Below are 20963 nucleotides of genomic sequence, written 5' to 3'. Positions count from 1 at the left end.
GCATGTGTTAAGCCTGCCGCCAGCGTTCAATCTGAGCCATGATCAAACTCTTCAGTTATATACTGATCGGATTTTGAGAAAATCCTAAACTTGGCTCAGCAATCGCAAATATCTTTTATTAGTAAACTAAAAAAGACAAAAATAATTCTACAAATTTACATTCGTTGAATAACTTGTGTTTGCTGATAATCTTGCTGACTATCAATCATCTAACACAAGCACCCACACGAATTGCTTGATTCAAATTGTTAAAGAACGTTTCGTTGAAGTCTTTCGGCTTCAGCGAGGAGGCGTATTCTACACCCTCCAAAGTAACTGTCAAGGTTTATTTTCTGGAATCTTTCAAAGCTTTCCGTCTAACTCCTTGTTACCGCTGAGGTTCTTACGTTCCTCGTTGGTAGGCCGCGCATTCTACAGCAGACTGCGAACCTGTCAACACTCTTTGTAAAAGAAATGCAAAATACTTCATGCAAAGCTTTTTCTTAGGCATTTACAGCTCTTACTACCAATAGATAGCTCACTCATCACTGACACTCTCAGCATGCTGCGGCCACACCAACACAATACGCGCACCACCCAGCATACGGCTATCTTCTATGCGTACTCGGCCCGAATGCCAATGCATGATCCGCTTTACAATCGCTAAACCTAGGCCGTAACCGCCAGATGCACGCGTACGACTGTCATCCAGGCGCAAAAACGGCATAAAGACCTTTTCTCGTAAAGCCTCATCAATACCCTGACCATCATCCTCAACCGCGATGTAGCACAACTCATGCTGCACTCGGCAAACAACAGTGACTTTAGATCGAGCATAGCGCTGCGCATTACTTACAATGTTCTGCACTGCTCGTTGCAAGTAGCGCGCCTCAGCATCCACCCATAATTCGCCACCCTCAACATTCGTATGCTTCAATGCAATTTCTGGGCGCAACGGAGCAAGCTCTTTTAAAACCTGGGTAACCAGCGCATTGAGATCTACTCTTACCATTTTGAGCGACGGCGCACCCGCTTCAAGACGCGCGTACGTCAGCATCTCATCGAGCAACACATCCATATCTTCGATATCTTGATCCATGCCTTGCAAATGCTTAAGACGTACCTGCTCCTCTTTTGCTGTCGCAGCCATATCCAAAGCAAAGCGCAGGCGCGCGAGCGGCGTACGCAACTCATGCGCAACACCGCGCACCATATCACCCTGCACATTGATCAAGATTTTCAACCTTGAAGCCATATCATTAAAACGCACCGCTAAGCGCCCAACAGAATCAGCGCCGCCCTCAGCCACCCGCACCTCTAGATGCCCTTGCGCGATGCGTGACGCAGCACTTTCCAAATCCTGTAAACGTCTTTCTAAGTGCCGCACCAACAGATACATCAAAATGCCCACCATGCTTAAACCAAGCACGGCTATTAATAGTAGCAACTGCGGTGGATATGGATTGACTTGATAGACAGGCCCAAGCATCAGCACCCAAGGTGCCTCATTAACACCCGCAAAGACACGAATAGCATCGCCACCTTGATCAAGCGCCATCACGGTATCGCCCTCTTCAATCCGCCTGAGCTGATCAGCATCCAAACCTGTTTTATCGACGGTTAACAAGCGCAGATCAAAACCAAACCGATGCTCTTCAGTTAACGCCGCAAGCCGAGCAGCTTGCTCAGCAGCCGGATAACGTACCAACTCATCAATCAGCATATAGATAGTGGCACGCGCCAACTGCTCACTCACCCGCCACACTTCCCCAACCAAGACCTTTTGTTCGGGCGTATTGATTAAGCTATAAATTTTTGACGCCGCACTTTCACTGTGTCGCACCAATACTTTACCGCGCAGGATATGGCTGCGATCGCGCCCGTCCAGCGCCAGCGAATGAATAGATTGAATACGCAGCGGCACACCAAGCAAACGACTCCATAATGCAATTGAGCGCTTACGCTCCACCGCATCCAAAGTTTCTAGATGACTCGACATCAAATGAAAGGTACCACTGGCCAAACGCTCGCGATATTGCTCAGCACGAACTTCATTGGTGATATGTAAAGCCAGCGCACCCAAAGCGGCGGTCAGAACCAGCGCTGCCAGCAAACCACCGTAAATCCTAAAAAAAATAGAGTTCACAATAATTCTTGCGCCGCTTCACTGACAAACAGATAACCTTTGTTGCGAATAGTTTTAATAACTTGCGGCTGCTCGCCAATATCACCGATACGCGGCCGAATACGCGAGATACGCACATCAATTGAGCGGTCCACGCCGTCATACTCAATACCACGCAATTTTTTAAAAATGATCTCGCGCGACAGCGGTGTGCCGGCGTTAGCTGCCAGCAACCAGAGCAAATCAAATTCTGCACCAGTTAAATCAATCAACTGGTCAGCCAAAAATGCACAGCGGCGCGCATGGTCGATACTCAATTTTCCAAATTGCAATACTTCAGGCGCTGCCTGACTTGGCTCATGACTGTCTACGCGGCGCAATAACGCTTTGATGCGCGCCAGCAACACACTCGGCTTTACCGGCTTACAAATATAATCATCAGCGCCTTCTTCAAGACCTTGCACCTGATCTTGGTCATCGGTTCGCGCTGTGAGCATCAAGATTGGCCCACTGTAACTGCGACGCACTCGCCTACAAATGGAAAAGCCATCCTCACCAGGCAACATAAGATCCAAAACGACTAAGTCTGGCTGCTCCGCAGTAATACGCTGCACAGCTAGCGCACCATTATTCTCTAAAGAAACTGTAAAACCACTCCCAGAAAGATACTCACTCGTCAATTGCGCTAGGCGCAGATCATCTTCAACAATTAATATATGACCCATGACGCCTCACCATTCTGAATTAAATCTATTTTTAGACTGTAGCGATACAATACTACTTATCATGACGCTCAAGAGTAACGCAGTGACCAATAACACCACAACGCAGCACATTGAGCGCTTACCCGCCTTGCAACACCCGCTATTGAATAAATTCTACCGCAGCCATGCAAGCCGTATGCGCGCGAGCCCAGAAGCCGAAGCGTGGGTCGTGCGCAACCCTGAGATTATTGCAGGTCTATGCCTAACAGCCATTACTGAGGGTTACTGGCTAACCGGTTTGCTTGTAGCACCCGAACATCGCAAGCACGGCGTAGCTCAATATTTACTCCAACACACTCAGCAAGCACACTCGAACTCACCGATATGGCTGTTTTGTCATCCTGACTTAATTGGCTTTTATCAACACACTGGCTTTCGCATCACAGAGCAACTTCCAGAGCAACTAAAAAACCGCCTATCGCGCTACCAAAAACATAAAAATCTAGTAGCAATGCATCGCTTTGTTGAACCCGCATCCACCGATTAGACTTTATGTCAGGCAACCTATTCCACTCTTCAGTTTTTTTATGCATACTCGGTGAAAATAAAAATTAAAAAGATTTGAAGCACATGTATGTTCAAGCACTAAGACGCCTCAAGCGCAATCCGCAGCTATTTATCATTACTATGATGGGTATTTTTGGTGTGCTCGGCATTACGCCGTACATTATTTACCGGGCGTACAACACTGACTTTATGGTAGCCGCTGCCGATTTCATTGCAGTCGTGTCTATTGTTACTGCTGTTATTTATGCTTGGCGGACAAACGACACGGTTAAGCCCGGCTTGTATTTGTCCGTGATTTTCTCTGTGGTAGCCACTCTGGTAACCATTAACCTTGGTATCAACGGCTTCTTCTGGATCTATCCTCTTATCCTTTTTAACTTTTTCATCATCACACCCACTAGAGCCTTAGTAACCATGCTTGCGGTACTGACAAGCTTAGTTATTTACAATATTTATGAACCTGGCTCTATATTTACCAGCAACTATCAAATGACCTCATTTCTAGTCACCTGTATACTTGCCAGCTTTCTTTCATTCATCTTTGCATATCGCACGCAACACCAGCATGCACGCTTAGAGCAACTCGCAGCACATGATCATCTTACAGGAGCATATAATAGGCGCGTGATGACTGAGGAGTTACGCAAAGCAGCCCAGGACCGCAGAAGCGGACGAGACTATGGTTTATTAATTTTAGATCTTGACCATTTCAAACGTATAAATGATGCGTTTGGTCACTCTGCAGGCGATCAGGTGTTAATGGATTTCACATCTATTATTAAATCTGTAATACGTGAAAGTGACATGCTATTTCGGCATGGCGGCGAAGAGTTTGCTCTTTTATTACCGGATACCAACCTCAAAGGTTTAAATACAGTCGCTGACACCATACAAAAAACCATTTTCAGTAAGCTTTCGAGCCCAGCTGGCGTTGTAAGCGTTTCGATTGGCGGTGCCACTCTCACTGATAACGATCAATGGGAAGACTGGATCAACCGTGCCGACGAGCAGCTTTATGCCGCAAAAGCGATGGGGCGTAACTGCTACAAAATCGCCACATAAACACACGATTAACACTTAACAGTAACATGATAAATTCAGCAGCTTAGTCGTACACACCAGGGGGACTCAGTTACAGCCACCTTCAATCAGTTAGTCTGTCGTATTTATTGCAATATCTCTGAAATGCGACTAACCCGCCATCATTAAATTAAAGACAGATCTTATTTAAAATATAAAAACCGCTCTGTTTAAAGCAAGATCCAAAAGCAGATCGGCTTGCTTCAAGCAGAAAACACTTATTAATAAAAAAAATCTGGAAATCTCAACTAAAATCAACAAAAGCTAATACACAGTTTAATCACCAAGCAAAATATTTCTCAAACTTGCTTGAAATACTATTAGGGAAACAAGAGAAACACATTGAAAATTCTTTTATTATTTATCAGCTTAGCAATACTACTCTACGGCTTGCTTCGCCCAGAATCACCACCCAATCTTTTTCATAACTCAGAAAAACTGCTACATATCTTAGGCTTTGGAGCAGTCTCACTGGCTTCAAGAATGGCAATAATACGCGCACCTGCATGGTTACTATGGGGAGGTTTATTCTCTTTTGCAGTGCTATCAGAGTGGTTACAAAACTTTTTTCAAGCAACACGGCAATTTAGCTGGCTTGATATCTGCGCAAACCTCATAGGCGTTCTTTTAGCAGCGAGCGGCTGGTACATCTTGTTATTACTGCAAAAACTCTGGAAAACAAAGAGAAAAACGAAAGAGCTGTAAATATCAGGTATAGCTTACTGACAAAAACAAATACTCACGTTTACCCTAAAGCCTGATTCTCTGCAGTCGATAACAGTACATATTTGCACTCCTCGAGGCATCATGTTCAATCAAACCATCAAGAAAACACTTGCTAGCTGCCAGCACAAACTGCACAAGTATGAAGCAAAATACAGTGCAGTAGATAAATCGACAGCACTCATTGAGTTCTTACCTGACGGCACTATTTTGTTTGCTAATGCTAACTTCCTCAATACCATGAGCTATCGACTGCAAGATATAGTTCAACAGCATCACAGCATTTTCTGCCACACAAATGAAAAGGTTCATAGCGATTATAAAAAATTCTGGTCGCGCTTAGCCGCTGGAGAAACGATCAAAGGCCGATTTATGCGGCTTGATAAAAACCAAAAAGAAGTATGGCTAGAGGCTAGCTATAACCCAATACTGAATGAGAATGGCAAAGTAATAAGCATATTAAAGCTGGCAACCGATATTACCGAGCAGGTACGTAACGAGTTCAATGATCACAGCACTATTGAAGCAATTAACCGCTCAATGGCAGTCATTGAGTTCTCACTAAAAGGAGAAATCCTCACTGCCAACAATAACTTTTTGCACACTACTGGCTATCGCCTCGAAGAAATCAAAGGCAAACATCACCGGATATTGTGCCGCTCAGAATACGCACAATCTGACGATTACACACAGTTTTGGGAAAGACTAAATAAAGGTGAATTTTTCTCTGGCCGTTATCGTCGCTTGAATAAAGCAGGCCGAATTATTTGGTTGCGCGCGACTTATAATCCAATCTTCAATGAGCATGGCAAGCTCATCAAAATCATTAAATTTGCCAGCGATGTCACGCCGCAAATTGAACAACAGCAAGCAGAATCGAAAGCCGCTTCTTTGGCTTATGACATATCGACTAAAACTGATGCCGACGCACAACAAGGTGCGCAAATCGTAAATCGCACAGCAGATGTTGTCCAAGGTATTGCCGGTGAGCTTAATGATGCAGCAGACAGTATTCTAGCCGTAAGCCAACAATCAGAACATATCAGTAAAATTGTTCAAACGATTAAAAGCATTGCAGACCAAACCAATTTGCTCGCTTTAAATGCTGCAATTGAAGCTGCGCGCGCAGGAGAACAAGGTCGCGGCTTCGCAGTTGTAGCAGACGAGGTTCGCAGCCTAGCTGGGCGCACTGCACAAGCGACCATAGAAATTGGTGAGGTCGTACAAAAAAATCATGAACTGTCACAGTCCGCAGTAAAGAACATGCAAACCAGTCGCGAGAAAGTTGAACACGGCGTGCAACTGGCAAACCAAGCTGGGGAAGCCATTACTGAAATTCGTGATAACGCAGCCCGGGTTGTCGAAGCCATCCAGCAATTCCGAACAACTATGAAGAACTAACATAGCCTATAGACTGAATACTGCGCGAAGTTTCTGCGTATCGTAAGTTTGTACACTCTAAATACCCATCAGAGTGCTGTGCATATAAAGGTCAAGCGATCGTTATATGCATACATCTCCAGACAAAATTCAATTTTCTTAGAAACTGAAAATATCAAACGACTTAGAATACCTTTATTGCTTCTCATCATGAACTCCTGCTATTTATCACAATAGATTCACACCTGCGCAAGGGTATGGTTACAATACGGCACTCTTTTTATTGGTGCGCTTCAGTTATGTCTAAGCAAGTATTACAGCCTAAAGGCAACTTCCCTAAAGCAAGTTTCTGGAAGCGCATCGCTGCAGTTTTTTACGATTTCATGCTTTGTATTGCCTTGGTTATGGTGGTCACCATGCTTTACCAGCAAGGCGTCCTGCGGATGATTTATGGTTCACAGGCGCTGCAAGACATGGCAGAAAGCAAAATGCTCGATATTGACCCTGTTCTCTCGACTATTTTATTTATTTCGGTGTTTGCTTTTTTTGCTAAGTTTTGGACACATGGCGGGCAGACGCTGGGCATGCAAGTCTGGGGAATTCGTGTACAAAATGCTGACGGCAGCGCAATTGATATCTGGCAAGCGCTGTTACGCTTTCTAATCGCCCTTTTCTCTTGGCTGCCAGCAGGCTTAGGTTTTTGGTGGATGTTGTTCGATAAACAAAAGCGCACCTGGTCTGATATGTATTCAGGCAGTGATGTTGTGCAACTGCCAAAGAATATCCACAAAAAATAAAGTCAGCCCTCTCAAGCAAACGTTCAAACGCTTGTTATAGGAGGGCTAGTCCCGCGACACTCTATTCCAATCAGCTCCAAACCGGCACTCTTGGCGCAACCCCAAGCTCGCAGTAGCAACACAAGCTGCACGTGTATGAGCAGCTTATATCGAGCAGTAATTCAACACATTTTGTATTCTCAAGCCACGCAGAAAACACCGTTATCAGCTTAATTGACGAATAGGTTTGCGCCCACTCCATTGCTCTTCCATAATAGGCGGCTATTGTTTTCATCTGTAGGCGCGTTTTCTCATGGCTAAAAAATTATATATCGAAACCCACGGCTGCCAAATGAACGAGTATGACAGCTCGCGTATGGTGGATTTATTGGGCGAACATCAAGCCATGGAAATCACCAAAGATGCAGCAGAGGCCGATCTGATCGTCCTTAACACTTGCTCGATCCGTGAGCGTGCCCAAGATAAAGTGTATTCACAGTTAGGGCGTTGGCGTGAGCTGAAAATCGCCAACCCTGATCTAGTGATCAGTGTTGGGGGCTGCGTGGCCAGTCAAGAAGGTGCCGCCATTCGTGAACGCGCACCTTATGTTGATGTGGTGTTCGGCCCGCAAACCTTACATCGCCTGCCAGAAATGATCGATGCCGCCCGCATTACCGGCAAAGCACAGGTTGATGTGTCTTTCCCAGAGATCGAAAAATTCGATCGTCTACCCGAGCCGCGCATCGACGGCCCAACCGCTTATGTATCGGTGATGGAAGGCTGTAGCAAATATTGCAGCTTCTGCGTTGTACCCTATACGCGCGGTGAAGAGGTCAGCCGTCCGCTCGCTGATGTACTCAAAGAAATTCGACATTTGGCTGAGCATGGCGTGCGCGAAGTGACGCTGCTCGGTCAAAACGTTAACGGCTACCGTGGAGCGACCAGTAATAGTGAGATCGCTGATTTTGCTGAGCTGCTGCGCTTGGTGGCGGAAGTGGACGGTATTGATCGCATTCGTTACATGACCTCGCATCCGCTGGAGTTTTCTGACTCGCTGATTGATGCCCACGCCAATATTCCAAAACTGGCGAAGTACCTGCACTTGCCCGTGCAATCCGGCTCTGACCGCATTTTGTCGGCGATGAAACGCAACCACACAGCGCTTGAGTACAAATCGCGCATTCGTAAACTGAAAGCTGCGGTGCCGGATATTTTAATCAGCTCAGACTTTATCGTGGGCTTCCCCGGCGAGACCGAAAAAGATTTTGAACAAACCATGCAACTTGTGGCCGATGTTGATTTTGATTTCTCCTATTCATTTATCTACAGCCCGCGCCCTGGCACACCGGCGGCAGAGTTAAAAGATGACACTCCAGAAGAAGTGATTAAACATCGTCTAGGCTTATTACAGCATCGCTTGCAACAGCAAGGCTTTGCTCATACCCGTCGTATGGCGGGGACAGTGCAGCGGATTCTGGTCAATGATTATGCGAAAAAAGATCCTGGGCTTTTACAAGGTCGCAACGAGAATAATCGCATTGTTTACTTTCGCAGTAACAACCCCGCTTTAATCGGCCAATTTGTTGATGTGTTGATTGAAGAAGCCAAGCCCTTCACCCTGCACGGTCGTCTCGTTGAGTAAGACATTGGGCCGCCAGACACTCGATCAGCTCAAAAGAAGCGCATTATCTGCAAAGAAAACTAGCACAATGCGCTGCTTTCTGGTAAGTTCGCCCGCTTGTGAGCGTAGAGGCCACCGAAACGACTTATCGCTTTCAGTGTTTTACGCAGTGATCTTGAGCGTTTGAGAGGCGGAACCATGCCCAGTAAAGCAAAAAAACAAAGCAGCCAATTGATCCGTACTTTTGTCCCTTACAAGGAATCTAAGGGCGAAGAGTATATGAGCGAGAAAATGCGCGCTCACTTCACCGAGATTCTGAATAGTTGGAAACAAGAGTTAATGGAAGAAGTGGATCGTACTGTGAACCATATGCAGGACGAAGCTGCAAATTTTCCCGATCCTGCTGATCGTGCCAGCCAAGAAGAAGAATTCAGCTTGGAACTGCGTACCCGCGATCGCGAGCGTAAACTGATTAAGAAAATCGATGAAACCATCGGTTTAATCGAAGATGAAGAATATGGCTGGTGTGACGCCTGCGGTATTGAGATCGGCATTCGCCGTCTTGAAGCGCGTCCAACTGCAACAATGTGTATCGACTGCAAAACTTTGGCTGAAATCAAAGAAAAGCAAATGGGCTCTTAAACCTAACTTGCTACACAAAAAACGGAGCCCAGCGGCTCCGTTTTTTATGTCTGACAACTACTCGCTTGCTACAGCATTCATTAAAACCTGCACACATTAGCGATGCTGGAAGACCTTTGCAGGCGAGCCGCCATCGATGATCAACAAGTAAGTCGTGGTATGTGTAACAAGCGTAGCCATGGATGGCGCAGCGCCCGAATCGAGCCAGGATGGCTCGTTGAGGGAAACACACATATCACGAGTTACGTTAGGCGCTATAAACTGGCGAGCGCTCGAATCCTAAGACCTGCAGGCATTAACGGTGCTGGACGACCTTTGCAGGCGGGCCGCCTGCGCTCCCAGAGCACGCAGCGCCCGTATGATGATCAGCTTTCGTCGCTTGCCAACGCGCTGCGTAATTCTGCCAATGCCTCGGCACAAGCATCATCTGTCGCGTACTGCTGGCTTTGCGCGATGCACTCATCTTCTAGCCAAACACTTAGCTGCTGATCGGCTTGACGTATATCCAAGTCATCTTGCGCAGTTTGTACGTGCTTCGAGGCCATACCAGCAGCGCGGCCATCGGCAAAGGCTTTCGACAGCAACAAATCTTCGCCCTTGCGATTAAGCACTCGAAAGCGGAAACCTTCATCGTCTCGAAAGCTCACCACACGACTGACTTTCTTAGCTTTTTTCTTGCTACTGGTAAGATCCGCACCCTGCACTGCAAAACTGCGTAAACCAACCGCTTCGCGTAACTGCTGTAAAAATGGTCCAGCTGTTTTACGTGCTTTTGCCGCACCAGCCTGCAAAATATCTTCCAGCTCATTAGGCTTAGCCAGCAATGCATGATAACGCTCGCGTGGCTCGCTCAACTGTTCATCGAGCAAGGTAAATAAACGCTGCTTAGCTTCCCCCCAAGCCAAACCGTCTTGCAAGTCTGCGCGTATTGCCGCTTGTTCTGCAGGTGTAGAAAAAGCTTGGTACAGGGTAAACAAATGCGAGTTATCCGGATCTTTGGCTTCACCGGGTAACTTCGAGTCGGTGACAATGCGTGAAATAGCGCTTTTTAGCTCTTTGCTGGAAGAAAACAGCGGAATGGTGTTGTCGTAACTTTTCGACATTTTACGACCATCTAAACCTGGCAACGTCGCGACATCTTCTTCGATCACTGCTTCAGGCAAAGTAAACAGATCACGGCCTTGGCCAAATAAATGGTTAAAACGTTGGCCAATATCACGGGCCATTTCCACGTGTTGAATCTGGTCACGACCAACCGGCACTTTATGCGCGTTAAACATCAAAATATCTGCTGCCATCAACACCGGATAACTGAATAATCCCATACTTATACCCGCATCGGCATCTGCACCAGCCGCTTCATTTTGATCAACCGAAGCTTTGTAGGCATGGGCACGGTTGAGCAAGCCTTTCGCTGCCACGCAGGTCAGTAACCACATCAACTCAGGAATCTCTGGAATATCCGATTGACGGTAAAAAGTTGCACGATCGGTATCTAAACCACCGGCCAGCCAAGTGGCGGCAATTTCTAAACGTGAACGCTGAATACGCGCGGGATCATCACACTTAATCAATGCATGGTAATCGGCTAGAAAATAAAATGACTCGACATTATCAGCATGACTTGCGGCAATCGCTGGACGAATGGCGCCAGCATAGTTACCAAGGTGCGGAGTGCCCGTGGTGGTAATTCCAGTTAAAATTCTTGTGTTCATTTCGCTCAATCACTTCTAGAAAAATTAAAGACGCTCAGCAACCAACTGTTTTAGCTCGGGCAAACGACCATGAAAAAAGTGCCCACATTCTGCCACCTTTAGCAGGCTATGTGGTGTAGATAAGCTGTTTGACCACTGATAAACCAGTTCAGGATCAATCACTTCATCTTCTTCAGGCTGAATCACAGTTAAAGCCGTGTGCTGCGCGATGGCATGCTGCTGATCAAAACGCATCGCGGCTGGAGCGACGAGAAACACTTGAGCAACAGCAACACCGGCTTGCTCAAGTCGTCCGGATAAGCTGCCGGCGACAAAGCCGCCAAAAGAAAAACCCAGCAAGTACACCGGCAAACCAGGGTGCTGTTCTTGCAACCACTCGAGCGCGGCTTGTGCGTCATCGACCTCACCGCTGTGCATATCGTGTTCACCGGCACTTTTACCAGTGCCACGGTAATTAAAACGTAACGTCGCCAAGCCACTATCACGGGCAGTGCGTTGCAAGGTCGACACCACTTTATTGAGCATGGTGCCACCTTGACTCGGATTGGGATGGCAAACTAACGCGATACCGCGCGCATCGGCAACAGGCAAATGCAGTGCCTCTAAAGCACCGACTGGCCCATCAATCATTACTGGATTCTCTCGCGCTAACAAAAAGGACTCCGTGACCCCACTTGGGGTAAATTCGTCTAGTGGCAAGTATTTTCGATAAAGCTGATACTGTCGCACTAAGGAGCTTGTTCAATGCTGTACAGAACAAGCATAAGTGGTTAACGTAAAGCAAAGCCGTTTAAAGAGGAAGTCTTGTGGAACAGTCACTCCCAGTTTGGTTAATCCCTGTGCTCACACTAGTGGGCGGAATTATTATTGGCCTTATTTTAGCACGCGTTATGCGCCGCGCCGCGCCAGGTAAAACACAACGCCAGCTGGATGATCTCCAAGAGCGTTTTGATAGCTACCAAAGCGAAGTTGTCACGCATTTTAACACGACCGCCAACTTAGTTAAGAAGCTCACGCAAAACTATCAAGATGTCCAACAACACCTCTCACAAGGTGCTGAGCGTTTAGCTTTGGATGAGATTTCCCGCGAGCGTTTATTGGCCAGTTTGGTCGATGAGCCAAAAACTCGTGAGCGCATCAAAGGCCCACAAGATACAGACAGCTCTGAACCACCACGTGATTACGCAACTAAGCATGAGGGCGATCCAAGCATGCTGGCCGAAGGTTATGGTTTAAAGCGTAACGTTTAATTTCGCGCTAATTTTAATCCAGCGCTAAGACCTAAAAAGGAGCTTAAACAGCTCCTTTTTTGTTGCCGTAACACCAGTGTTATCGCGGGTATGACTCGTTCATATCATGCCGTACTAACTGGTTGGCGGTCGTACGCCTACCACTGCATGCAAAGTCTTCGGCTCGCCATTGCGTAAAATCTTCAGCTCGATTTTCTCGCCCGGTGGCATGCGCGCCACTTGATTCATTGAACTGCGGCCATCCTGAGCGCTCTCTTGAGCAATTTGCAAAATGACATCACCAGGCTGCAAGCCGGCTTTCGCCGCCGGTCCATCACGATAAACACCCGCGACCAAGATACCTGGGCTATCAAGCAAGCCAAAAGACTCAGCTAGTTCTGGTGTTAAAGCCTGTACCTCAAGCCCTAACCAACCACGCACCACGTGCCCTTCTTCAACAATCGAACGCATAACATCCATGGCCAGCTTGATCGGAATGGCAAAACCAATACCTTGCGAGCCACCTGATCGTGAAAAAATAGCGGTATTGATACCGAGCAAATTACCCTGTGAATCAACCAATGCACCACCTGAGTTGCCAGGATTAATCGCCGCATCGGTTTGGATAAAGTCTTCATAGGTATTGAGGCCCAACTGATTGCGGCCAGTCGCACTGATAATCCCCATGGTCACGGTTTGTCCTACGCCAAATGGATTACCAATGGCCAGCACCACATCGCCGATTTGCATATTGTCTGAACGACCTAAAGTAATTGCAGGCAAATCAGGCAAGTCAATTTTCAAAACGGCCAAGTCGGTTTCTGGATCGCTGCCGATAACCCGCGCCATGGTTTCACGGCCATCTTTGAGTGTCACAATGATTTGATCAGCGCCAGCGGTAACATGATTATTGGTCAGCAAGTAGCCTTCCTTACTCATCAGTACTGCAGAACCCAAGCTCGACTCCATACGTTTTTGTTGCGGCAAGTTATCGCCAAAAAAACGACGGAAAGCAGGATCGCTGTACAGCGGTTGAATCGGTTTGCTCACCACCTTGGCGGTATACAGGTTGGCTACCGCTGGAGAAGCTTGATTGACTGCTCGCGCATAAGAGGAGGGACCACTACGTGACTGTTGAGTAAAAGGGGCCTGCAATAAATTGACATTGGCACTGGGCAAACCCACCCAATGCGGGAAGCGTTGAATGAGCAACATTGCCACTAATAAACCAACCACTAGAGGCCAGCCATAACTTTTAAATACGCGGGGCATACCTGATTCCCAAGTTAATAATCACGCAAATAAACAAACTATTAAACAGTTACTGAGCGACTGAAATCTAACTAAAAAACATGACAAAATCGCCATTAATGATAACAAGAGGCATTATAGAGTGCAGTTGGTGATTAAAGCATCGCCCATTCACATTAAGGAACAATTATGTTTGTTGAACGCAATCTTTTGCTGCAAGAAATAGAGCAGTTTTTAAACGTCAATGCCATCAGCGATTACTGTCCAAACGGCTTACAGGTGGAAGGTAAAGCGCAGATTAAGCGTATTGTCAGCGGCGTGACGGCCAGCCAAGCCTTAATTGATGCGGCGATTGAACTGCAGGCCGATGCGATTTTAGTGCATCACGGTTATTTCTGGAAAGGTGAAGATCAACGTGTCATCGGCATGAAACAGCGGCGTATTAAGGCGTTATTGACCCATGATATTAATCTGCTGGCCTATCATTTACCGTTGGATGTACACCCTGAGGTGGGTAATAACGTGCAATTGGCGCAGCGTTTAGGCTTGACCGTTACAGGTCCCCTTGAGCCAGGCAATCCACGCAGTGTTGGTTTGATTGGTACTCTGGATGCGCCATTGTCTGCTAAAGACTTTGCTGCTCGTATTGAATCTGTTTTGGGTCGAGCGCCATTGGTTTTCGATCAGCACAAGCCAATTCAAAGTGTCGCTTGGTGCACTGGTGGTGCGCAGGGCTATATTGAGCAAGCCATTGCGGCTGGTGTTGATGCGTATCTGACTGGTGAAGTGTCGGAGCGTACTTTCCATGAAGCGCAAGAAAACGGCATCAGTTTCTTCGCTGCCGGCCACCACGCCACTGAACGTTACGGCGTGCAGGCGCTAGGTGAGTGGTTAGTGAAGCGTTTTGGCATTGAGCATCATTATGTGGAATGTGACAATCCGGTGTGATTTGAACGCGACGGCGGGCCAGCGGCCCGCGCTCCCAGATCAACCTCAGTCGCGTGTGCCCGAACCTAAATGCACTTGCGCGCATGGGAGCGCGTGCCGCTGGCTCGCACTTTTGCAATCACGACTCGTGACTGTGAACATATAACTCTCAGCCTCATGCTGCGCAAATCGTATCACTCATCATATTCTTGCGGGCGAGCCGCCCGCGCTCCCAGTGGAGAGATGCCGACCTGGGTCTGGAGACTTGGCTGCGTGGAAATCGTCCGCGCTCCCAGATGGCCGACTGAAAGTCGCCCGCGCTCCCAAAATAGTTCGGCACACTAAAACACCCCGCCCCATCACTCCCCATATATATCTATGCTTTTTAGTTCTTAATAACCATTTCATTAGAACCAACATGCCATGCTAAAGTGCTCCTCATCTTATTTCACACCCATTTAGAACACTCAAAGCCAAATCAGGCGCAATATCTAGCAAAGTGAGCACAGCATGGCCGATAAGCTAACCCACCTAAAACAACTCGAAGCCGAAAGCATCCACATCATTCGTGAAGTGGCCGCTGAGTTCGACAATCCCGTCATGCTCTACTCCATCGGTAAAGACTCTGCAGTGATGCTGCACTTGGCGCGCAAGGCCTTTTATCCGGGCAAACTGCCGTTTCCGGTGATGCATGTCGATACCCGTTGGAAGCTCCAAGAAATGTACAGCTTCCGTGACAAAATGGTGGCTGACCTTGAACTGAACATGATCACCCATACCAATCCCGACGGCATCGCGCAAAACATCAATCCGTTCACCCACGGTAGCGCTAAACACACTGACATCATGAAAACCGAAGGTCTAAAGCAAGCCCTCGATAAGTATGGTTTTGATGCTGCATTCGGTGGTGCCCGTCGTGATGAAGAGAAATCTCGTGCTAAAGAGCGCGTGTATTCTTTCCGCGATAGCAAACACCGCTGGGATCCAAAAAACCAGCGTCCAGAGCTGTGGAATATCTACAACGGCAAAGTGAACAAAGGCGAATCCATCCGCGTGTTCCCGTTGTCGAACTGGACTGAGCTGGATATTTGGCAGTACATCTATCTCGAGGGCATTCCGATTGTGCCGCTGTACTTGGCAGCTGAGCGTGATGTGATTGAGCGCGATGGCACGCTGATTATGATTGACGATGAGCGCATTCTTGAGCACCTCAGCGATGAAGAAAAATCGCGCATCCAGAAAAAAATGGTGCGTTTCCGCACGCTCGGTTGCTACCCGCTCACCGGTGCAGTGGAATCCACAGCGACCACGTTGCCAGAGATCATCCAAGAGATGCTGCTCACCCGCACTTCAGAACGCCAAGGCCGCGTCATCGATCACGATGGTGCAGGCTCAATGGAAGAAAAGAAACGTCAAGGCTACTTTTAAGGAATCCGCATCATGAGTCATCAATCTGAACTAATCAGCCAGGATATCCTTGCCTATCTGGCCCAGCACGAACGCAAAGAACTGCTACGTTTCTTAACTTGCGGTAACGTCGACGACGGCAAGAGCACCTTAATTGGTCGTCTGCTGCACGACTCAAAAATGATCTACGAAGACCATTTAGAAACCATCACCCGCGACTCGAAAAAAGTTGGCACCACCGGTGACGATATTGACCTGGCGTTACTGGTCGATGGTCTACAAGCTGAGCGCGAGCAAGGCATCACCATTGATGTGGCCTACCGTTATTTCAGCACCACTAAGCGCAAATTTATCATTGCTGACACCCCAGGCCACGAGCAATACACTCGCAATATGGCCACCGGTGCCTCAACCTGTGATCTAGCGATTATCTTGGTCGATGCCCGTCACGGTGTCGAAGACCAAACCCGCCGCCACAGCTATATTGCTTCGCTACTAGGCATTCGTCACTTGGTGGTGGCCATCAACAAGATGGACCTCAAAGGCTATGACGAAAAGGTCTATAACGAGATTAAGGATGACTACCTAGCCTTCGCTAAACAAATCAATCTAGATACCTCATCACTGTATTTTGTCCCCATGTCGGCGCTGAAAGGCGACAACGTGGTGAATCGCAGCGAACACACCCATTGGTACGCTGGACAAACCTTGATGGAGATTCTGGAAAGCGTCGATGTCAGCGGTGATCTAAATGACCGTGCGATGCGTTTTCCGGTGCAGTATGTCAATCGTCCGAACCTGAATTTCCGTGGTTTTGCCGGCACCTTGGCGTCTGGCTCACTGCGTAAAGGCGATGCAATTACTGTGTTGCCATCCGGTAAAAGCAGTCAAATTAAATCCATCGTGACCTTTGATGGTGAGCTAGAGCAAGCCATTGCCGGCCAAGCCATCACTCTGACCTTAGAAGATGAAATCGATATTTCCCGTGGTGACTTAATCGTCAGCGCGCAAGACACTGTGCGCAGCAGCGATCATTTTGAAGCCATGTTGGTATGGATGGGTGAAGAGCCTTTACTGCCCGGCAAGCGCTATGACTTCAAACGCGCGACCAGCTATATCCCAGGAAATATCTCAGCGATTGAGCACCGTGTTGACGTCAACACGCTCGCGCAAAATACAGTGAGCAGTTTGCAACTGAATGAAATCGGTCGCGTGCAGATCAGTCTTGATGCGCCTTTAGCGCTGGATGACTATCAAGCCAACCGCACTACGGGTGCGTTCATTGTGATTGATCGCCTGACCAACATCACTGTTGGTGCGGGAATGATTATTGCGCCGAACAACATACCTTGCCCGACTCGCAGCATTGCTAAAAGTCGTGTCAGCCGTGACGAGCGCACCTTGCGTTTGGGTCAGCAACCGGTAACTGTACTGTTTAGTGGCTTATCTGGCGCGGGCAAAAGCACGCTGGCCTACGCAGTTGAACGTAAGCTGTTTGATACCGGCCGTGCGGTGTATGTGCTCGATGGCCAGAATCTGCGCCATGACATCAATAAAGGCTTGCCTTTAGATCGTGTTGGTCGCAGTGAAAACTGGCGCCGCGCCGCACAAGTTGCGCGTCAGTTTAACGAAGCAGGCTTAATCACTCTTGCTGCATTTGTTGCGCCAGATGCTGAAGGCCGTGAGCAAGCGAAAGCCTCGATCGGTAAAGAGCGTTTAATCACCGTGTATGTGCAAGCGTCACCGCAAGTCTGCCAAGAGCGTGACCCACAAGGTCTGTATGCCGCTGGCGAAGACAACATTCCTGGTGAGTCCTTCCCGTACGATGTGCCTTTGGATGCTGATTTAACCATCAACACCCAAATCAGCACTGTCGAAGAAGGCGTACAGCAAGTTCTGCAATTGCTGCGCGAACGCGAGATTATCTAAAACGTTATCCTGTGTTAAAACAAAAAAAGGATGCCAAATGGCATCCTTTTTTATTCGCGTCATGTGTGTTTAGTTTTATATAGAAGCTTAGCTTTCAAGCAACGCACTAAACTCCGTCAACTCACGCATTTGTGCCAGCTTATAGCGCAAGGTGCGCGGACTAATGCCTAAACGCTCAGCAGTGCGCTCACGCCGCCCCTGCTCAGCCTGCAATGCTTGAGCAATCAAACGAAACTCATGACGACGCACATCATCTTCCAACTCCGCGGCGGGTGGTAGCACAACCTCATCAGGAGCTACAAAAGACACAGTCGACGGCTCAACGGACACATTCACAGACTCAACTGAAGCTTTAACAGGGGCAGTTGAACGACCCAATAAAGCAAATCCATGCAAACCTAAATCATCCGCAGATAACAGCTCACCCATTTGTAAAATCAGCGCACGTTGCACCACGTTATCCAACTCTCGCACATTGCCTGGCCACGCATAACCGAGCAAAGCACGCTGTGCACAATCAGAGAAACGAACACCTTTACGCCCTTGCTTACTCGCATGCACAGCCAACAAACGTTTGGCTAACGGTACAATATCAGCAACCCGCTCGCGCAACGGCAACCAAGCTAACGGAAACACTGCAATACGATAAAACAAATCTTCACGAAACTCTCCGCTAGCCACCGCTTGCGGTAAATCACGGTTGCTGGTGGCAATCACTCGCACATCTAAAGGAATCAGCTGGCGACCACCAACGCGCTCCACTTCGCGCTCCTGCAATACGCGTAATAACTTTGCTTGTAGCGCCAAAGGAAGTTCAGAAATTTCATCCAGTAATAAAGTACCGCCATTGGCCTGCTCAAACTTACCGGCACGGGCAGTCACCGCACCCGTAAAGGCACCTTTTTCATGGCCAAATAAAGTAGCTTCCAACATGTTTTCAGGGATTGCTGCACAGTTAATCGCCACAAAAGGCTTTTGACTGCGCGGCGATTGTTGATGCAGATAGCGCGCCAGCACTTCCTTACCGGTTCCTGACTCTCCTGTCAGCAACACTGTAGAATCACTTTGCGCGACTCGTGTCGCCAACGCTAACAGTTGCTGACTTGAAATATCTTCTGCAATAGGTTGTTCATCATCGGCAACCAAACCTACTGCGTAGCGCTCAAGTACGCTCTGTAAGGCTTTCGCAGTAAAAGGCTTTAATAAATAATCCACAGCACCTTCACGCATCGCTTGCACAGCGCCTTGCACATCACCGTAGGCCGTCATTAACACGACAGGCATGCCAGGTACTCTCGTATTCACTTCACGAAGCAAATCTTGACCATCCATGCCCGGCATATTGATATCGCTGAGCATCAGGCTAAACACCTGTTGACTGAGCGCACGTAAAGCCTGTCCAGCATCCGCTACCGCCACACAGCTGTAGCCAGCTAATGCCAAACTGTCTTCTAAAGCCTCGCGCAAAGCGCGATCATCTTCAACCAATAAAATTCGAACAGTCATCGATAACCTCCAGCAAACACCTGTGCTCTATTCTCCGCAGTCGCTGCATCTGACTCAGTTGCAGTGACTGAAAAGTCGGACAACAACGGCAATTCGACTAACGCGGAGGTACCGCGTCCCGGTTTGGAGCGCAAAACAAAACGTCCCTGGTGCGCCTCTGCTACCGCACGCACGACCATTAACCCCAGTCCTGTGCCGTTACTTTTTCGCGAAAAAAATGATTCTTGCACTTGCTCTAGAAGCTCGGCGTTCATCCCTTCACCGTTATCTGTAACCACCAGTCGTAATCGGTTTTCGCGTACATAAGCATGTATTTTAATTGCCACAGGCTGCACCGCCGATTGCGCGCTGTTATGTACTAAATTAAGCAAGGCACCGAGCAACACATCCTGATTACAGAGCACACCAATCTGCTGCGCATTCGGCACGTCGCACTGCCAGCGCACGCTATGCTCACGCACATGCGGCTCAGCAGCATCCTGCAAAGCTTGCCATAATTGCGCAATACTGCTGCGCTGTTCGCGCGGTAAAGGACCACGTGCAAACAACAACATATCGCGTACTTGTCGCTCCAGCTCCTGCAGGCGCTCTTGCAAACGCCCTGCAAAACGCTGCTGCAGCTCAGGATTTAAATTGTTGTCAGTCAAATGACTGGCATATAACATCGCCGCCGATAGTGGCGTGCGAATCTGATGGGCTAAGGCTGCAGTCATTTTGCCTAATGCTGATAAACGTTCATGCTGCGCCAGCTCTGCTTGCAAGCGACGGGTATCGGTCATATCAGTCAACATAATCAACTGACCCGGCTCGTTGGGCAAAGCTTGCAACGCAATCGAGACACGACGACCATTATGCAATGACACTTCATGACCATCATCAGCGCGATACACAAAACACTGCACAATCACTTCACGCCAAAGCACACCAATTAAAGGAACACCTAACAGCGCTGTCGCTGCTGGATTGGCCTCCTTAATCAAACCCTGTCCATCAACAATCACCACCGCACCCGGCAACACATCTAAAATCTGTTGTAAGCGCTGGGCTAAGCGCTCCTTTTCCGCCAATTCTTGCAAACGCTGCGCACTCACTTGAGCTAATTCATCCTGCACTTGCGCATAACGTGTCTGCATAGATTGCAAAGAGCCTGCAAACTGTTCGCTCAAGCGGGTAAACTGCTCAAGTTGTGCTTGCAGTTCTGTAACCACAGGCACATTTTCAGCTACAGTTTTTTGTAAGCTCTGCGGTGTGGATAACGGAGCGGTCATGGCAAATACTCAACTCAAAACGTCAAAAATCAGTCATCACTGACGGGTATAAGACAAGTTCTGCAAAAAGCATGCCGCTCTTACCAAGTAGCAAGTAACACCCAATGTGTATCGACTGTATTTTTAAAGGCAAG

The 20963-nt window shown here is 48.0% G+C and carries 18 protein-coding genes and 1 pseudogene; 12 read left to right on the top strand and 7 right to left on the bottom strand.

Going from position 1 to position 20963, the window contains the following annotated elements; genetic code table 11:
• Positions 1-517: 517 nt before the first annotated feature.
• Complete coding sequence (locus H591_RS0108525) at positions 518-2125, bottom strand: ATP-binding protein (protein WP_022966534.1); 1608 nt, start codon at positions 2123-2125, stop codon at positions 518-520.
• Positions 2122-2829 (bottom strand): response regulator, encoded by a 708-nt coding sequence (locus H591_RS0108520; protein WP_022966533.1) that lies wholly within the window; start codon positions 2827-2829, stop codon positions 2122-2124. The genes H591_RS0108525 and H591_RS0108520 overlap by 4 nt, the downstream gene beginning before the upstream one ends.
• A gap of 82 nt (positions 2830-2911) precedes the next feature.
• On the opposite strand from H591_RS0108520, the gene H591_RS0108515 reads away from it, so the two are divergent.
• The 8 genes and pseudogenes from H591_RS0108515 to dksA all read left to right on the top strand — a co-directional run bounded on the left by H591_RS0108515 (position 2912) and on the right by dksA (position 9597).
• A complete protein-coding gene (locus tag H591_RS0108515; protein ID WP_022966532.1) occupies positions 2912-3355 on the top strand; it encodes a GNAT family N-acetyltransferase in 444 nt (147 codons plus the stop codon).
• An 83-nt stretch (positions 3356-3438) separates the two neighbouring features.
• Complete coding sequence (locus tag H591_RS0108510) at positions 3439-4437, top strand: GGDEF domain-containing protein (RefSeq protein WP_022966531.1); 999 nt, start codon at positions 3439-3441, stop codon at positions 4435-4437.
• Between the two features lie 360 nt (positions 4438-4797).
• Positions 4798-5160, top strand: a complete 363-nt coding sequence (locus tag H591_RS16000) for a VanZ family protein (RefSeq protein WP_156853171.1) — start codon at positions 4798-4800, stop codon at positions 5158-5160.
• 102 nt (positions 5161-5262) lie between these two features.
• Positions 5263-6039, top strand: a pseudogene (locus H591_RS16305) (PAS domain-containing protein); the annotation flags it as partial.
• A 30-nt stretch (positions 6040-6069) separates the two neighbouring features.
• Positions 6070-6579 carry a methyl-accepting chemotaxis protein gene (locus tag H591_RS16300; protein WP_408605539.1) on the top strand — a complete coding sequence of 170 codons (510 nt, stop codon included), beginning with the start codon at positions 6070-6072 and terminating at the stop codon, positions 6577-6579.
• 278 nt (positions 6580-6857) lie between these two features.
• A complete protein-coding gene (locus H591_RS0108495; RefSeq protein ID WP_022966528.1) occupies positions 6858-7355 on the top strand; it encodes an RDD family protein in 498 nt (165 codons plus the stop codon).
• A 292-nt stretch (positions 7356-7647) separates the two neighbouring features.
• Positions 7648-8976 (top strand): tRNA (N6-isopentenyl adenosine(37)-C2)-methylthiotransferase MiaB, encoded by a 1329-nt coding sequence (gene miaB / locus H591_RS0108490; protein ID WP_022966527.1) that lies wholly within the window; start codon positions 7648-7650, stop codon positions 8974-8976.
• A 177-nt stretch (positions 8977-9153) separates the two neighbouring features.
• Positions 9154-9597 (top strand): RNA polymerase-binding protein DksA, encoded by a 444-nt coding sequence (gene dksA, locus H591_RS0108485; RefSeq protein ID WP_022966526.1) that lies wholly within the window; start codon positions 9154-9156, stop codon positions 9595-9597.
• A 365-nt stretch (positions 9598-9962) separates the two neighbouring features.
• On the opposite strand, the gene H591_RS0108480 is transcribed toward dksA, so the two are convergent.
• Entirely contained in the window at positions 9963-11312 is a 1350-nt protein-coding gene (locus H591_RS0108480; RefSeq protein WP_022966525.1) for a tryptophan--tRNA ligase, read from the bottom strand.
• 24 nt (positions 11313-11336) lie between these two features.
• Positions 11337-11966, bottom strand: a complete 630-nt coding sequence (locus H591_RS0108475) for an alpha/beta hydrolase (RefSeq protein ID WP_022966524.1) — start codon at positions 11964-11966, stop codon at positions 11337-11339.
• Between the two features lie 152 nt (positions 11967-12118).
• Here H591_RS0108475 and H591_RS0108470 point away from each other — a divergent pair, with 152 nt between their 5' ends.
• Entirely contained in the window at positions 12119-12562 is a 444-nt protein-coding gene (locus tag H591_RS0108470; protein ID WP_022966523.1) for a YhcB family protein, read from the top strand.
• 114 nt (positions 12563-12676) lie between these two features.
• Here the strand turns inward: H591_RS0108470 and algW are convergent, their stop codons facing one another.
• Positions 12677-13813 carry a Do family serine endopeptidase AlgW gene (gene algW, locus H591_RS0108465; protein ID WP_022966522.1) on the bottom strand — a complete coding sequence of 379 codons (1137 nt, stop codon included), beginning with the start codon at positions 13811-13813 and terminating at the stop codon, positions 12677-12679.
• Between the two features lie 168 nt (positions 13814-13981).
• Here algW and H591_RS0108460 point away from each other — a divergent pair, with 168 nt between their 5' ends.
• The 3 genes from H591_RS0108460 to cysN all read left to right on the top strand — a co-directional run bounded on the left by H591_RS0108460 (position 13982) and on the right by cysN (position 18055).
• Positions 13982-14740, top strand: a complete 759-nt coding sequence (locus H591_RS0108460) for a Nif3-like dinuclear metal center hexameric protein (RefSeq protein ID WP_022966521.1) — start codon at positions 13982-13984, stop codon at positions 14738-14740.
• A 489-nt stretch (positions 14741-15229) separates the two neighbouring features.
• Complete coding sequence (gene cysD, locus H591_RS0108455) at positions 15230-16147, top strand: sulfate adenylyltransferase subunit CysD (RefSeq protein ID WP_022966520.1); 918 nt, start codon at positions 15230-15232, stop codon at positions 16145-16147.
• Positions 16148-16159: 12 nt separating this feature from the next.
• Positions 16160-18055, top strand: a complete 1896-nt coding sequence (gene cysN / locus H591_RS0108450) for a sulfate adenylyltransferase subunit CysN (RefSeq protein WP_022966519.1) — start codon at positions 16160-16162, stop codon at positions 18053-18055.
• 87 nt (positions 18056-18142) lie between these two features.
• Here cysN and H591_RS0108445 read toward each other — a convergent pair whose 3' ends face one another.
• Together H591_RS0108445 and H591_RS15075 are read right to left on the bottom strand one after the other, a co-directional pair.
• Positions 18143-19561, bottom strand: coding sequence for a sigma-54-dependent transcriptional regulator (locus tag H591_RS0108445; RefSeq protein ID WP_022966518.1), 1419 nt, complete (start codon positions 19559-19561; stop codon positions 18143-18145).
• The gene (locus tag H591_RS15075) at positions 19558-20829 is read right to left on the bottom strand and encodes an ATP-binding protein (protein ID WP_022966517.1); all 1272 of its coding nucleotides are present in this window, start codon (positions 20827-20829) and stop codon (positions 19558-19560) included. The genes H591_RS0108445 and H591_RS15075 overlap by 4 nt, the downstream gene beginning before the upstream one ends.
• Positions 20830-20963 lie beyond the last annotated feature (134 nt).

The sequence above is a fragment of the Denitrificimonas caeni DSM 24390 genome (assembly GCF_000421765.1).
GTDB lineage: Bacteria > Pseudomonadota > Gammaproteobacteria > Pseudomonadales > Pseudomonadaceae > Denitrificimonas > Denitrificimonas caeni.
This window is presented reverse-complemented; position numbering and strand designations above follow the sequence as displayed.

Excerpts from the sequence above, each read along its gene's own strand:
- H591_RS0108495 (WP_022966528.1), top strand. The coding sequence starts at position 6,858 with ATGTCTAAGCAAGTATTACAGCCTAAAGGCAACTTCCCTAAAGCAAGT.
- cysD (WP_022966520.1), top strand. The coding sequence starts at position 15,230 with ATGGCCGATAAGCTAACCCACCTAAAACAACTCGAAGCCGAAAGCATC.
- H591_RS0108480 (WP_022966525.1), bottom strand. The coding sequence starts at position 11,312 with ATGAACACAAGAATTTTAACTGGAATTACCACCACGGGCACTCCGCAC.
- H591_RS0108445 (WP_022966518.1), bottom strand. The coding sequence starts at position 19,561 with ATGACTGTTCGAATTTTATTGGTTGAAGATGATCGCGCTTTGCGCGAG.
- H591_RS15075 (WP_022966517.1), bottom strand. The coding sequence starts at position 20,829 with ATGACCGCTCCGTTATCCACACCGCAGAGCTTACAAAAAACTGTAGCT.
- H591_RS0108460 (WP_022966521.1), top strand. The coding sequence starts at position 13,982 with ATGTTTGTTGAACGCAATCTTTTGCTGCAAGAAATAGAGCAGTTTTTA.
- miaB (WP_022966527.1), top strand. The coding sequence starts at position 7,648 with ATGGCTAAAAAATTATATATCGAAACCCACGGCTGCCAAATGAACGAG.
- algW (WP_022966522.1), bottom strand. The coding sequence starts at position 13,813 with ATGCCCCGCGTATTTAAAAGTTATGGCTGGCCTCTAGTGGTTGGTTTA.
- cysN (WP_022966519.1), top strand. The coding sequence starts at position 16,160 with ATGAGTCATCAATCTGAACTAATCAGCCAGGATATCCTTGCCTATCTG.
- dksA (WP_022966526.1), top strand. The coding sequence starts at position 9,154 with ATGCCCAGTAAAGCAAAAAAACAAAGCAGCCAATTGATCCGTACTTTT.
- H591_RS0108520 (WP_022966533.1), bottom strand. The coding sequence starts at position 2,829 with ATGGGTCATATATTAATTGTTGAAGATGATCTGCGCCTAGCGCAATTG.
- H591_RS0108510 (WP_022966531.1), top strand. The coding sequence starts at position 3,439 with ATGTATGTTCAAGCACTAAGACGCCTCAAGCGCAATCCGCAGCTATTT.